Source organism: Microvirga vignae, from assembly GCF_001017175.1.
Lineage (GTDB): Bacteria > Pseudomonadota > Alphaproteobacteria > Rhizobiales > Beijerinckiaceae > Microvirga > Microvirga vignae.
The window spans coordinates 30,562-43,169 of the sequence record NZ_LCYG01000019.1; the positions used below are offsets into that span (position 1 = coordinate 30,562).

General features: G+C 61.8%; 11 protein-coding genes and 2 tRNA genes. 4 read left to right on the top strand and 9 right to left on the bottom strand.

What is annotated here, in order from left to right:
• Positions 1 to 74 precede the first annotated feature (74 nt).
• Both AA309_RS07810 and AA309_RS07815 read right to left on the bottom strand, forming a co-directional pair.
• Positions 75 to 737: a protein-L-isoaspartate O-methyltransferase family protein gene (locus AA309_RS07810; protein ID WP_047188451.1), complete on the bottom strand. Its 663-nt coding sequence runs from the start codon at positions 735 to 737 to the stop codon at positions 75 to 77.
• 24 nt (positions 738 to 761) lie between these two features.
• Positions 762 to 835: transfer RNA gene (locus AA309_RS07815), tRNA-Cys, on the bottom strand.
• 200 nt (positions 836 to 1,035) lie between these two features.
• Here AA309_RS07815 and AA309_RS07820 point away from each other — a divergent pair.
• The 3 genes from AA309_RS07820 (at position 1,036) to sseA (ending at position 3,638) form a co-directional block, all read left to right on the top strand.
• Positions 1,036 to 1,110: transfer RNA gene (locus AA309_RS07820), tRNA-Asn, on the top strand.
• Between the two features lie 908 nt (positions 1,111 to 2,018).
• The gene (locus AA309_RS07825) at positions 2,019 to 2,741 is read left to right on the top strand and encodes an alanyl-tRNA editing protein (RefSeq protein WP_047188532.1); all 723 of its coding nucleotides are present in this window, start codon (positions 2,019 to 2,021) and stop codon (positions 2,739 to 2,741) included.
• A gap of 42 nt (positions 2,742 to 2,783) precedes the next feature.
• Entirely contained in the window at positions 2,784 to 3,638 is an 855-nt protein-coding gene (gene sseA / locus AA309_RS07830; RefSeq protein WP_047188452.1) for a 3-mercaptopyruvate sulfurtransferase, read from the top strand.
• 67 nt (positions 3,639 to 3,705) lie between these two features.
• On the opposite strand, the gene AA309_RS07835 is transcribed toward sseA, so the two are convergent.
• The 4 genes from AA309_RS07835 to AA309_RS07850 all read right to left on the bottom strand — a co-directional run bounded on the left by AA309_RS07835 (position 3,706) and on the right by AA309_RS07850 (position 8,189).
• Entirely contained in the window at positions 3,706 to 4,422 is a 717-nt protein-coding gene (locus tag AA309_RS07835; RefSeq protein WP_425286859.1) for an amino acid ABC transporter ATP-binding protein, read from the bottom strand.
• Between the two features lie 76 nt (positions 4,423 to 4,498).
• On the bottom strand, positions 4,499 to 5,818 hold the full coding sequence (locus tag AA309_RS07840; RefSeq protein WP_047188454.1) for an amino acid ABC transporter permease: 1,320 nt from the start codon (positions 5,816 to 5,818) through the stop codon (positions 4,499 to 4,501).
• A 9-nt stretch (positions 5,819 to 5,827) separates the two neighbouring features.
• Complete coding sequence (locus AA309_RS07845; protein WP_047188455.1) at positions 5,828 to 7,030, bottom strand: amino acid ABC transporter permease; 1,203 nt, start codon at positions 7,028 to 7,030, stop codon at positions 5,828 to 5,830.
• Between the two features lie 139 nt (positions 7,031 to 7,169).
• The gene (locus tag AA309_RS07850; RefSeq protein ID WP_047188456.1) at positions 7,170 to 8,189 is read right to left on the bottom strand and encodes an amino acid ABC transporter substrate-binding protein; all 1,020 of its coding nucleotides are present in this window, start codon (positions 8,187 to 8,189) and stop codon (positions 7,170 to 7,172) included.
• Positions 8,190 to 8,416: 227 nt separating this feature from the next.
• On the opposite strand from AA309_RS07850, the gene metC reads away from it, so the two are divergent.
• Entirely contained in the window at positions 8,417 to 9,601 is a 1,185-nt protein-coding gene (gene metC / locus AA309_RS07855) for a cystathionine beta-lyase (protein ID WP_047188457.1), read from the top strand.
• On the opposite strand, the gene AA309_RS07860 is transcribed toward metC, so the two are convergent.
• From AA309_RS07860 to AA309_RS07870, 3 genes are read right to left on the bottom strand one after another with little or no spacing between them, the layout of a single operon-like run.
• Positions 9,598 to 9,945 carry a lipid-A-disaccharide synthase N-terminal domain-containing protein gene (locus tag AA309_RS07860; protein WP_047188458.1) on the bottom strand — a complete coding sequence of 116 codons (348 nt, stop codon included), beginning with the start codon at positions 9,943 to 9,945 and terminating at the stop codon, positions 9,598 to 9,600. The two genes, metC and AA309_RS07860, sit on opposite strands and share 4 nt — an antisense overlap.
• Positions 9,945 to 10,676: a glycosyltransferase family 2 protein gene (locus AA309_RS07865; protein ID WP_047188459.1), complete on the bottom strand. Its 732-nt coding sequence runs from the start codon at positions 10,674 to 10,676 to the stop codon at positions 9,945 to 9,947. Before AA309_RS07865 ends, AA309_RS07860 begins: the two co-directional genes overlap by 1 nt.
• Positions 10,677 to 10,716: 40 nt before the next feature.
• Positions 10,717 to 12,435: an ArnT family glycosyltransferase gene (locus AA309_RS07870; RefSeq protein WP_052954540.1), complete on the bottom strand. Its 1,719-nt coding sequence runs from the start codon at positions 12,433 to 12,435 to the stop codon at positions 10,717 to 10,719.
• Positions 12,436 to 12,608: the final 173 nt, after the last annotated feature.

Below are 12,608 nucleotides of genomic sequence, written 5' to 3' on the forward strand. Positions count from 1 at the left end.
TGATGAATTTTAGTGTGGGGGTGGCGCAAAAAAGCGACACTATTTGTGAGTGGAATTAGGAATTTAGTAAGGATCTAGAACGTGAAGCCGGGCTCTTGGACGAAGGGCGCCAGAACGGGAGCCGCAGCATCGAAGAGGGCGCGCTCACCGAAAGCATCGCTAGAGCGCACATAGAGGGTCGCCCGGGCCGCGCGGCCGCGGCCCTTCACGCAGACCAGCCTGCCGCCTTCGGCCAGCTGCTGCAGAAGCGCTTCGGGACGCAGATCAACAGCGCCGTTGATGAGAATGACGTCGTAGGGAGCATTCTTGGCATAGCCATGGTCGAGTGGACCGGTCACCACCTCGACCCCTCCTGCACCCGCCGCCACAAGGCTCTTCCTGGCGGCGTGAGCGAGAGCCTCGTCCGATTCCAGAGCCGTCACCTGAGCGCCGAGTTTGTCGAACACGGCAGCGGCATAGCCGCGACCGCAGGCCACATCGAGTGCCCTCTCGCCGGCCTCGACTCCAAGAGCCTGGATCATACGGCCCAGGTTCATGGGAGATAGCATGTAGCGGCTGGTCGTACTGTCGCTGACCAGAATGTCCTGATCGATATAGGCAAGCTCCTCACGGCCGGGGAGAACGAACTTCTCGCGCGGAACGCTGTCCATGGCATCGAGCAGCGGAATGTCGTTCACGTCGAAAGTGCGCAGCTGGCTATCAACCATCATCCGGCGCGCTTGCGAGAAATCGACCATGGAGATTGCCTCAGAAATTCGACTTGGAGGCCTCGCCCGGAATCGAACCGGGGTGCAAGGATTTGCAGTCCTCTGCGTAACCACTCCGCCACGAGGCCATCCGGGGCGTACCGCGAACGCGGCGGGAGCCTCATAGCAAGGGCCATTCCAAAGAGCAACAGCCCGTTTTGCGAGATAGCTCACGAAAGGGGCTTGCACCCCGCCAAACTCGTGTTATATGCCACGCACCGTCGCCGACGAGAGCTGCTCCGGCAGGCTCGGCGAGAAGAGGCGAAAGTCTCCTGAAGGTATGGCTTATTCCGGCGTGGCGCAGCGGTAGCGCAGCGGACTGTTAATCCGTTGGTCGTAGGTTCGAATCCTACCGCCGGAGCCAACTTCTTCCCCTCCCCGGTAATCAGGCATTTTCTACCATCGGCAGTGCCGCCCGCTTGGAGCTCGCGCGCTTTCGTGTCGCATAGCTTTTCAAAGCGCAGCAGTAGGTTCTCCTTCAATGTGCGCCTTGGAGAAATGCCGTCGTCTTCCTGTCCTTGTCTGGTTTCGTGACGATCACCGCCTGGGCGGCAATTCAGCTCTCTCAGTCGCTCTGGAGACGGGCACACCGGTTCTGCGCCTCGCGATCATGGGAGAACCCGCTGATGGCCTGCGACCCTTGGGAGGTGCGGCCCGCTGGTAGCTCGATGGTTCACCCACGGCTCTCGACGATTCGCTGCAGCTGGCAGGCTCACGCCTTCCCATGATGCGGAAGCCTGCCCTGCAGGCTACGGAGACGGCGATCTCCACCACCAGAGCCAAGCTGTTTTTCTGTGAATCGGTCAGGAAAGCCCTTCCAGGTCTTCACGCCTTATATCAGGGCCGTCCTGGCGCGGTCTGTCGAAGTCCCTCGCCCTGCCCCGCCCGACATTCCAGGAGATCCGTCCGCGCCAGATGTGAAACGCCACAGAATCTCGTTGCCGAACGCCCTGAGCAGCCTCAGGACGCGCAAAAATTTTCGAGTGAGGTGTCTGGCGCGATTTCAACCATCAGCTTCTGCATACTTATCCACACCTGCCGGAAAATCGCACACGCCGCGTTTCGAAAAATTTCCGTGGGAGAACGATCCGCGAAACCTGAAAGCTCGGCGGAGCGGCCGGACGGGCTATCCGATGCTGGATGCCGGGATGGGTGCAGCCTGCATGCTCTCGACCATGAGACCACGGAAGCGTCTTGACCCATCAGGCTGCTTGCCGTCAGCATCGGTGCCCTCATGCAGGAACGCTCCTGCTTCCGCCTTTCGGAATGACCATGACAGCCACTTCTCTTCTGTTTCGCGACGATGCCTATGCCCGCTCCTGCACGGCGACCGTGCTCGGCGTGACGCCCGAAGGCGGCGTCATTCTCGACCGCACCGTGTTCTACGCCCAAGGCGGCGGCCAGCCAGGCGATGTGGGTGTGATCCTGCGTTCGAACGCCGAGACGGTCGATGTCATGAACACGGTTTACGGCTCCGATCGCTCGCAGATCATGCATCTCGTCGGCTCGGAAGCAGCCTCCCGCTTTGCCCCGGGCGAAAATATCGAGCTGCAGCTCGATTGGGAGCGCCGCTTCAAGCGCATGCGCGTCCACACCGCGCTTCATCTCCTGAGCGTCGTCCTGCCTTACCCGGTTACCGGCGGCGCGATTGGCGATGGCGATGGACGACTCGATTTCGACATTCCCGACGCCGGGCTTGACAAGGCAGACCTGACCGACAAGCTGAATGCGCTGATCGCACAGGACGCGCCCGTCACCGACCGCTGGATCACCGATGAGGAGCTCGATGCCAATCCGGGGCTGGTGAAAACCATGTCGGTGAAACCGCCGCGCGGATCGGGCCGGGTTCGCCTGGTGGAGATCGAGGGCATTGACCTTCAGCCCTGCGGCGGTACCCATGTGCGCCGCACGGGCGAGATCGGCCAGGCTGTGATTACCGACATCGAAAAGAAGGGCAAGCAGAACCGCCGCGTTCGCCTGTCCCTCATCGATTGAAGACCCTATCTCTCCAAGAAACCGATCATCAGGAGCATCGCCATGTCCCAGCTCTTCGTTTCACCCGCACGGTTGCAGGAGCATCTGGACGATCCGAGTGTCGTGATCATCGACGGTTCCTGGTACCTGCCGACGCAGAACCGCGACCCTGACGCCGAGTTCCTGGCGGGCCACATCCCAGGCGCACTGCGCTTCGATATCGATACGGTCAAGGACACCTCGTCCTCCCTGCCTCACATGCTGCCCTCGCCGGAGGTGTTTGCGAAAACGGTCGGCGATATGGGCATCGATGAGAACACGATCATCGTCGTCTATGATGGCGCTGGTCTTTTCTCCGCTCCGCGCGTCCGCTGGACCTTTCAGGTCTTCGGCGCTCGCAGCGTCTCGATTCTCGAAGGCGGCTTCCCGGCCTGGAAGGCGGAAGGCCGCCCTGTCGAGACCGGGCCCGAGAGGAAACGCGAACCGAAGATCTTCAAGCCGTCCTTCAACACCGCGGCCGTGGCGGATGTCTCTGCCGTTCAGGAGGCTCTTCGGACACACGCTGCGCAAGTGGTCGATGCACGCCCGGCCGAGCGTTTCCGCGGCGAAGCGCCCGAGCCCCGCCCGGGTCTTCGCTCAGGTCACATTCCGGGAAGCCTCAACCTGCCCTTCGGCCGAATCGTCGAAAACGGCAAGCTGAAGGACAAGGCGGGAATCGAGCAGGCCTTGAAAGAGGCCGGCATCGATCCCGAAAAGCCGGTGATCACCACCTGCGGTTCCGGCGTCTCGGCGGCCATTGTTGGTGTCGCCCTCGAGGCGGCAGGCCATCCAATGAAGGCGATCTATGATGGCGCCTGGGCCGAATGGGGGGCGCGGGAGGATTTGCCGCTAGGAACGGGACCCGCGAAGAAAAACTGATATCCGAACACAACAAAAGAAAAAGGCCCCGAGAAACTCCGGGGCCTTTTGCATTTCACCGATCCGCTTAGTGCAGGATCTGGGACAGGAAGAGCTTGGTACGCTCGTGCTGCGGGTTCTTGAAGAACTCGTCGGGCGTGTTCATTTCGACGATCTGCCCGTAATCCATGAAGATCACGCGGTCAGCCACCTGGCGGGCGAAGCCCATTTCGTGGGTGACGCAGAGCATGGTCATGCCCTCTTCCGCCAGCCCCACCATGGTGTCGAGCACTTCCTTCACCATCTCAGGGTCGAGCGCGGAGGTGGGCTCATCGAACAGCATGATCTTGGGACTCATGCAGAGCGAGCGGGCAATCGCCACGCGTTGCTGTTGGCCGCCCGAGAGCTGGCCCGGATACTTGTTCGCCTGCTCGGGGATCTTCACCCGCTTCAGGTAGTGCATGGCGATCTCTTCCGCGTCCTTCTTGGGCATCTTCTTCACCCAGATCGGCGCGAGCGTGCAGTTCTCGAGGATCGTCAGGTGCGGGAAGAGATTGAAGTGCTGGAACACCATGCCGACGTCGCGGCGCACCTCATCGATGCGCTTGAGGTCGTTCGTCAGCTCGGTGCCATCGACGATGATGCGGCCCTTCTGGTGCTCTTCCAGACGGTTGATGCAGCGGATCATGGTGGACTTGCCCGAGCCCGAAGGCCCGCAGATCACGATGCGCTCGCCGCGACGCACACTGAGATTGATGTCACGCAGCACGTGGAATTCACCATACCATTTATGCACGTCTATCATCTGCACTGCGGCCTCGGCCTTCGGATCGATTGCGGAGGTCTGAACTGCTTGGGATGTCATTGTCGTTGCCATGAAATTACCGTTTCTGACCTGCTGCGAGGCGCCGCTCGACACCGAGCGAGTAGCGCGACATGCCGAAGCAGAAAATGAAATAGAACAGGGCTGCGAAAGCGTAGCCCGTCAGACCGATGGTGGGTGCGGCCCAGTTCGGATCGATGCGCGAGGCCTCGATCGTCTTGACCACATCGAAGATGCCGACGATCGCTACAAGGGACGTATCCTTGAACAGGCCGATGAAGGTATTCACGATGCCTGGGATCACGATGCGCAGGGCTTGCGGCAGGATGATGAGGATCATCATCTGCGGGTAGTTAAGGCCCAAAGACATCGCGCCCTCGTACTGGCCCTTTGGCATGGCCTGAAGGCCGCCGCGCACCACCTCGGCCATGTAGGCGGAGGCGAAGAGCGCCGTACCGATGAGGGGGCGCAGCAGGCGGTCCACCGTCATGTCGCCCGGCAGGAAGAGCGGCAGCATGGTGTTGGCCATGATGAGCACGGTGATCAGCGGCACGCCACGCACGAACTCGATGAAGATCACCGAAGCCATGCGCACGATCGGCAGCTTCGAGCGCCGACCGAGGGCCAGGAGAATGCCGAAGGGCAGCGAGAACACGATGCCCACGGTAGCCACCAGCAGCGTCACGAGAATGCCGCCCCACAGGGAGGTCGGCACATGACGCAGACCGAAATCGATATCCATCAGCGCGAGCGTGATGCCGATCACGGCGACGATGCCCCCTGCGATGATGAGCGCAGGCCGGAGCGACGTCTTGAGGATCGCTGCCACGAAAGCAAAGAGCGCAATCAGCAGAACTCCGAAGATCAGGAAGCCGATCCAGAAACGGCCGCTGAAATCCGAATTGCCGCCCGTCAGAAGGATGTAGGAGAGGATCGGGAACAGCCAGAAGAAATAGACTGCGCCCAGATCACGCCGCGGAGCCTTCAGCCACAGAAGCCAGCCCACGCCAATGGCCAGCAGTGCGAAGAAGATATCGACCCTCCAGCGCTCCGACACGGTGTAGGAGCCATATGTGAAGTAACCCAGCTTCTCGCGGATGAAGGCCCAGCAGGCCCCCGTCTCGCTACCACCCATATCGGCGCGGCAGGCGGCACGGTCGGTGCCGCTCCAGACCGCATCAATGAAGAGAAACTTCACCAGGGGCGGAACGCTGACATAGAGGAGGTAAAACACCACCAGAGTCAGCAAGGTATTGAAGGGGCCGGAGAACAGGTTCTCACGAACCCAGGCAATGGGACCGCGCGCGAGGTTGGGCGGAGGCAGTGCCTCCACCTGCTTGGCGCGGACGAAACGAGGAATATCGACGGTCGTGCTCATCGGATGTCCTTACCGTTCGACGATCGCCACACGGCGGTTGTAGATGTTCATCAGGGCCGAGGTCACGAGGCTGATCGTGAGATACACGCCCATGGTGATGACGACGACTTCGATAGCCTGACCCGTCTGGTTGAGCACGGTGCCCATGAAGACCTGCACGAGATCGGGATAACCGATCGCAACCGCCAGCGACGAGTTCTTCGTCAGGTTGAGGTATTGGCTCGTCAGCGGCGGAATGATGACACGCATTGCCTGCGGGATGACCACGAGGCGCAGCGTCTGTCCGGGCTTCAGGCCAAGCGAGCCCGCAGCCTCCGTTTGTCCCTTCGAGACGGCCAGGATGCCGGCGCGCACCACCTCGGCGATAAAGGCCGCCGTATAGGTGGTGAGGCCGAGCAGGAGCGCCACGAACTCGGGAAGGATCTGCATGCCGCCCGTCAGGTTGAAGGTACCCTTCCGCGGTAGCTCGAAGCTGATTGGGTTGGCGCCCATAATCGCGAGCACGATCCAGGTGAGGATCGGAAGGCCAAGGACAAGCCCCAGGGTCACGAGACCGACAGGAGATTGACGCCCGGTTCTCTCCTGCTGTGCCTTGGCCCAGCGGCGGTAAATGAAGCTGCCAACGAGGCCGATCACCAGCGCCGCCGGAATTGCCCACGCATCCGCCGTATAGACCGGGCGCGCCATGAACAGGCCGCGCGAGTTCAGGAAGAAGCCGGCTCCCATCTCGATGGAGTTGCGCGGCTGCGGCAGCGGTCCGAGCACAGCGATGTACCAGAACAGCAGTTGCACCAGCAGCGGGATGTTGCGCAGCGTCTCCACGTAGACCATGGCGACCTTCGCCACCATCCAGTTCCTGGACAGGCGGGCAATGCCGATCAGGAAGCCGAGGATCGTGGTGAAGAAGATGCCAATGGCCGACACGATCAGCGTGTTGAGCAGGCCGACGACGAAGGCATCGCCATAATCGGAGCCCGCCGCGCTGAACTGAATCAGCGTCTGGCTAATGTCGAAACCGGCGGTGTTGTTGAGGAAGCCGAACCCGGAGGCGATCTTCGCCCGCTGCAGGTTCTCGATGGCATTGGTGGCCGCTATCCAGAACAGATAGCCGACGATGGCGACGAGAAGGACCTGATAAAACACTCCACGGACCTTCGGGTCGTAGAGAATTGATTTTTTAGGTGGCGATGTCTGGCTGACAACGGTCTGCACTGAACTCTATCCTCTGACGGCAGGCTTCATTGGCCGTCCCCCCATGTTCATGCAATTGTCGCTGCCATGAACGAGCGGCAGTTTTTGTTATTAGGGAGCGCCCGGGAATCCGGACGCCCCCATTCTCAAGAAGATCCGGTTAGCGGATCGGCATGCCGTACTGCAGGCCACCCTTCGTCCAGAGAGCGTTCTGGCCGCGCTTGATCTTCAGCTTGGAGCCTTCGCCGACGTTCTTCTCGAACACTTCGGCGTAGTTGCCCACGTGCTTGATGATTCGGTAGGCCCAGTCGTTGGTCAGACCGACAGCCTCACCGAACTTGCCCTCGGTGCCGAGGAGGCGCTTGATCTCCGGGTTGTCGGAGCCCTTCATCTGGTCGACGTTCGCCTTGGTCACGCCGAGCTCTTCGGCGTTCAGCATAGCATTATGCGCCCAGCGGACGATATCGCCCCACTGGTTGTCGCCGTGACGGACTGCCGGGCCGAGAGGCTCCTTCGAGATGATCTCGGGCAGAACGATATGATCGTCCGGAGCCGAAGCGCGCAGACGCTCGGCGTAGAGGCCCGAAGCGTCGGTGGTGAACGCGTCGCAGCGGCCGGCGTCATAGGCCTTGAAGGTCTCGTCCGAGGTGGCGAAGGCCACGACTTCGTACTTCATGTTGTTGGCACGGAAGTAGTCGGCGAGGTTGAGCTCGGTGGTGGTGCCCTGCTGGGTGCAGATCGAAGCGCCGTTCAGCTCCTTGGCGGAGGAGACGCCGAGCTTCTTGCGGACCATGAAGCCTTGGCCGTCGAAGTAGTTGATGGCCGGGAAGTCGAGGCCGAGCTGCGTATCGCGCGACATCGTCATGGTCGAGTTGCGGGACAGCACGTCCACTTCGCCCGACTGGAGCGCGGTGAAGCGGTCCTTAGCGGCGAGCGGGATGTAGCGCACCTTGCTCGGATCGTCGAAGATCGCTGCGGCGATAGCGCGGCAGAGGTCCACGTCGAGACCCGTCCAGTTGCCCTGGGCATCCGGCAGGCCGAAGCCGGCGAGACCGGTGTTCGAGCCGCAGGTCAGGAAGCCCTTCTGCTTTACGCTGTTCAGGGTTGCCTGCGCGGAAGCACCCGTCGCGAGCAGGCTCGCCGTCAGGCCGAAGGCAATCGAGATGAGAGCCTTTTTCATGCTGGTATATTCTCCCAATAGTTCCATTCGGCTCGCCTGTTCTTTTATTCCCCCAGCCGAGCCACGGTCAGACCGTTCCACGCCGCATCGATCGAGGCGGCATCGGATCCATCACATTCCATGATTGATCACCGGTCAAGTCTTGATGGAACGCTTTTTCTTCAGAGGGTTGACGCCAAGCCGCGCTCGGCCTCAGATCAAGCCCCCTTCAGCAAGCCCTTGAGCCGATGTCCAAACTTCCTTCCAAGCCCGCCGACCTCGCAGAACGCACCCGCCTCGTTTACGCGGGCCGAGAGCCCTTCGAGCAACATGGTTTCGTGAACACGCCGATCTATCGCGGTTCCACGGTTCTCTACCCTACGACAGACGATCTGTTGCATCGGCGGGGCCGTTATTCCTATGGAACGAAGGGGACTCCAACCACCGAGGCGCTCGAAAAGGCCTGGACGGAAATTACCGGTGCGGCCGGCACGGTGCTAGCCCCATCGGGGCTTGCTGCCGTCACAGTTGCCCTCATGTCGTGCCTCAAGGCCGGCGACCACTTGCTGATCACCGATTCCGTCTACCTGCCGACGCGGCAGTTCTGTAACGGGATGCTCAAAAAATTTGGTGTGGAAACCACCTATTTCGATCCGTCGATCGGCGCCGGAATCGAAGCTCTGATGCGCCCGAACACGGCAGCTGTCTTTACGGAAGCACCCGGCTCCCAATCCTTCGAGATGCAGGACATCCCCTCCATCGCCGAGGTCGCGCACCGTCACGGGGCAGTCGTTCTCATGGACAATACCTGGGCGACCCCCCTGCTCTTCCCGCCCCATGAGCGAGGCGTCGACCTCGCCATCGAGGCGGGCACGAAGTATCTCAGTGGCGGCTCGGACCTTCTGCTCGGCATGGTCTCGGCCAATGAGCGCTGCTTCAAGGACCTGCGGGCGGCCTACGACGCCTTCGCCATGTGCCCGGGGCCGGAGGATGTATTCTTGGGGCTTCGCGGCCTTCGCACCATGGCGCTTCGTCTGCGCGAGCATGAGAAGCAGGCCCTCGAGATGGCGCGTTGGCTCGCCGCCCGCCCCGAGGTGGCGCAGGTACTGCACCCGGCGCTCGAAACCTACCAGGGCCACGAGATTTGGAAGCGAGATTTCAAAGGCTCGTCCGGCCTCTTCTCCGTCATCCTCAAGCCATGTTCGGACAAGGCGCTGGCGGCGATGCTCGACGGGCTTGCCCTCTTCGGTATGGGCTACTCCTGGGGCGGATTCGAGAGCCTCGTGATCCCGTTCAACTGTGCCAGCTACCGCACCGCGACGAAATGGGAGCCGAGCGGCCACGCGCTGCGTTTTCATATCGGCCTCGAGGATCTCGAGGACCTCAAGCGCGATCTCGATGCGGGCTTCGCCCGTCTGCGGGAAACGGATTAAGTCGGCAGTTCCACCTCGGTTTCGGCCTTCTTCCGTGCCTCCCTCGCAATCAGCATGAGATTGCGGACATAGATGAAGACCGAGAGGGCTTGGCCTGAGATGATGACGATGTCGCGGCGGACGAATCCGTATATGAGCGTCATCAACCCGCCCGCGATGGACAGGAACCAGAAGCCCATCGGGATGACGCTCTTTTCCGCCTTCTCGCTCGCGATCCACTGCACGATGAAGCGGGCGCCGAAGACGAACTGCGCAAGTACGCCGAAGGCGGCCCAGAGGTCGAAACGGGCGATGACGATGTCGTAGAAGTACAATCCGATATCGTGGGACAGACGCATCAGCATCAGAGAACTTCCTGGGCAACGGGCACACGGCGACGACGCCGGATCAGCCACCACACGCCGGCGAGATCGAGGATACCGACCCACAGGCGGTCGAAGAGGCCATAATTGGACTGGCCCGCATGACGGGGCCGGTCGACCACATCCACATGGGCGATCCGATAGCCCTCCCGCTTAACCAGGGCGGGCATGAAGCGGTGAAGAGCATCGAAATAAGGCAGGCGCAGATAGACGTCCCGGCGAAAGACCTTGAGTCCGCAGCCGGTATCACGGGTTCCATCCCTCAGAATGCGACCACGCACACCGTTGGCAATTCGCGACTGCCAGCGCTTGGCGGCGCCTTTGCGTCCGACGCGCTGACCGGCGACCAGACCGATAGTCGTGTCTTCAAGAACGGCGGCCATCCGGGGAATGAAGGCCGGATCGTTCTGACCGTCGCCATCGAGGGTCGCGATGATCGGCGCGCGCGCCGCGTGGACACCGGTGCGCACCGCAGCGCTCTGCCCGCAGCTGACCTCGTGGCGAACGAGGCGCAGCCATGGCCTTGTGGCACGAGCGGCCAGCACCTGGTTCGCGGTGTCATCGGTCGAGCCGTCATCGATGTAGATCACCTCGAAGGGGGAAAGGGGGGCGCAGGCGCGCTCGATCTCCTCCACGAGGGGCAGGATGTTCAAGGCTTCGTTCTTGACGGGCACCACGACGCTCAGTCGCGGAACCGTATTAAAGTCGTTCATCGATCAAGGGCCGCTCGGGGCCCCCTCTTGAGAGAAGAAATCATGGGCAGCCGGAATCGACGGAATAGATGGCGATATCGACACGCTTCCCACTGTTGATATTGAAACCGGAAACGCGGGTCGAGAGCGCAGGAATGATGCCGTTCCGCTCATTCTCGGCTCGGAAATCGACTTCGAAGCGCTTGTCCACGAAGACGATGGAGCAGTCGCTCTGCTTCAGGAAAGCGGAAGCTTCAGCCCCGTTGTCCACCATCTCCAGCTTCGTGCCGACCAAGAATACGAGACTTGGTTCGCGGTAGCCCAGGGTGGCAACACGGACTTTGCCGGAGGGGAGCCCCTGCACCGCCTCGGCGAGCGTCGGCGAAATCTTGAGAGAGCGCAGGTCGAGCTGAGCGAAGCCAAACACACCGATCGACAAGCAGATTGCCGCCAGGAAGCCTGCCCAGAGGCAGCTCAGCATGCGGTTCCTGATGAAGAGCCACCACGCATAAAGCGCAATCACCGAGGCGACCGTCATGAACGGAAGGCCACGATAAGGCAGCGTTCCGTCGAAGGACCAGTTCGCCGCCGACAGGCCAATGGTCAGACCCACCGGAATGAAAGGGATAAGGACCGTCGCCAATTTCGCGGCGGGCCGGTGCGGCCCGACGAAGTGGCGGGAGATCGCCATGACGGTCACGATCGCCACCGCCGGAAGCAGCGGCAGGGTATAATGCGGCAACTTCGTCGGAACCGCCTCGAAGACGAGCCAAGAGGGAACGATCCAGGCGAGCGCGAAGGCGACCGGCTCCTCCTTACGGTGGATCCAGGCGAAGGGCACCGCGATGGCGGCAAGGATCGCGCCGGGCCAGAAGGTGGCGAAGAAGGAGAGCAGATAGAAGCCGGGAGGAGCCCAATGGTATTTCTGGGCCGTGCCGACCTTGCCCAGCATGTCGTGCCCCACCGCCTGCGAGTAGAAGGCGGTGCCGCTCCTGATGGCGATGGCGACGAACCAAGGCATTACAATAGCCAGGGTGAAGGCGAGGCCGAGCCAGGGTCTTAAGGTGAGCAGCCAGCGGGTCGAGCGCTCCTGATAGGAGAGAACGGCCGCCGCGAGGCCGGCGAACATCAGGACCAGCGGCCCCTTGATCAGGACTCCAAGGGCAAATCCGGTCCAGAAGATCAGCAGGGCCCGCCTCGGCAGAACCCCGGCACCCCGGCTCAAATAAGCCCGCGCCAAGCCGCCCATGACGGCGACCGAGCAGGCTGCCAACATGGCATCCGTCTTGGCGAGGCGCGCCTCGACCATGAGGATGACGCAAGTGGCCATCAGAGCGGCCGTCAGGAACGCCCCTCGTCTCCCGAAGAAGGCCAAAGCGGCCCAGTAGGTCAGCAGAACCGTCGCGATGGCACCGAAGAGAGACGGCAGGCGATAGAGCGCAATCGTAGTGCGCGCTTCAGGGATGCCGAGGGCCTCACCGATGGCAACGGTAGCACTCTGCATCCAGTAGATGCCCACCGGCTTCTTGTAACGCGCCTCGTCCTGGAAGCGGACATCGACGAAGTCGTGAGTCTCCAGCATCTGCTTGGAGGCCTGGGCGTAGCGCGGCTCATCCCGGTCCATAGGCTGGAGGGTGGTGAAGCCTGGCAGGAAGCAGGCCAGCGCCAGCAGCACGAGCACGGCGCAAAGCCTGGCATGGCTGCGCTCCACGAACCTGGTGAGTTGCTCCGCCGAGAAACGGCGCAAGGATAGATTCTGCTGGGCGACGGAACCGTCCATCAATAACTCCAGGGGCGGACAAGCCTTTGCCGACAGGAAACCGGGCGGGATTATCCCACAAGGGCGCTGATGTCCCCCAAACCTGGCGGGAAGTCAAATTGACGGATGGTAGCGGCACGCGGAAGGTGCCTGGGGAGGCCCCTCCCCAGGCGATCCAGAAATCTCCGGCCTCG

Excerpts from the sequence above, each read along its gene's own strand:
- AA309_RS07870 (WP_052954540.1), bottom strand. The coding sequence starts at position 12,435 with ATGGACGGTTCCGTCGCCCAGCAGAATCTATCCTTGCGCCGTTTCTCG.
- AA309_RS07835 (WP_425286859.1), bottom strand. The coding sequence starts at position 4,422 with ATGATAGACGTGCATAAATGGTATGGTGAATTCCACGTGCTGCGTGAC.
- sseA (WP_047188452.1), top strand. The coding sequence starts at position 2,784 with ATGTCCCAGCTCTTCGTTTCACCCGCACGGTTGCAGGAGCATCTGGAC.
- AA309_RS07850 (WP_047188456.1), bottom strand. The coding sequence starts at position 8,189 with ATGAAAAAGGCTCTCATCTCGATTGCCTTCGGCCTGACGGCGAGCCTG.
- AA309_RS07840 (WP_047188454.1), bottom strand. The coding sequence starts at position 5,818 with ATGAGCACGACCGTCGATATTCCTCGTTTCGTCCGCGCCAAGCAGGTG.
- AA309_RS07825 (WP_047188532.1), top strand. The coding sequence starts at position 2,019 with ATGACAGCCACTTCTCTTCTGTTTCGCGACGATGCCTATGCCCGCTCC.
- AA309_RS07865 (WP_047188459.1), bottom strand. The coding sequence starts at position 10,676 with ATGAACGACTTTAATACGGTTCCGCGACTGAGCGTCGTGGTGCCCGTC.
- AA309_RS07810 (WP_047188451.1), bottom strand. The coding sequence starts at position 737 with ATGGTCGATTTCTCGCAAGCGCGCCGGATGATGGTTGATAGCCAGCTG.
- metC (WP_047188457.1), top strand. The coding sequence starts at position 8,417 with ATGTCCAAACTTCCTTCCAAGCCCGCCGACCTCGCAGAACGCACCCGC.
- AA309_RS07860 (WP_047188458.1), bottom strand. The coding sequence starts at position 9,945 with ATGCTGATGCGTCTGTCCCACGATATCGGATTGTACTTCTACGACATC.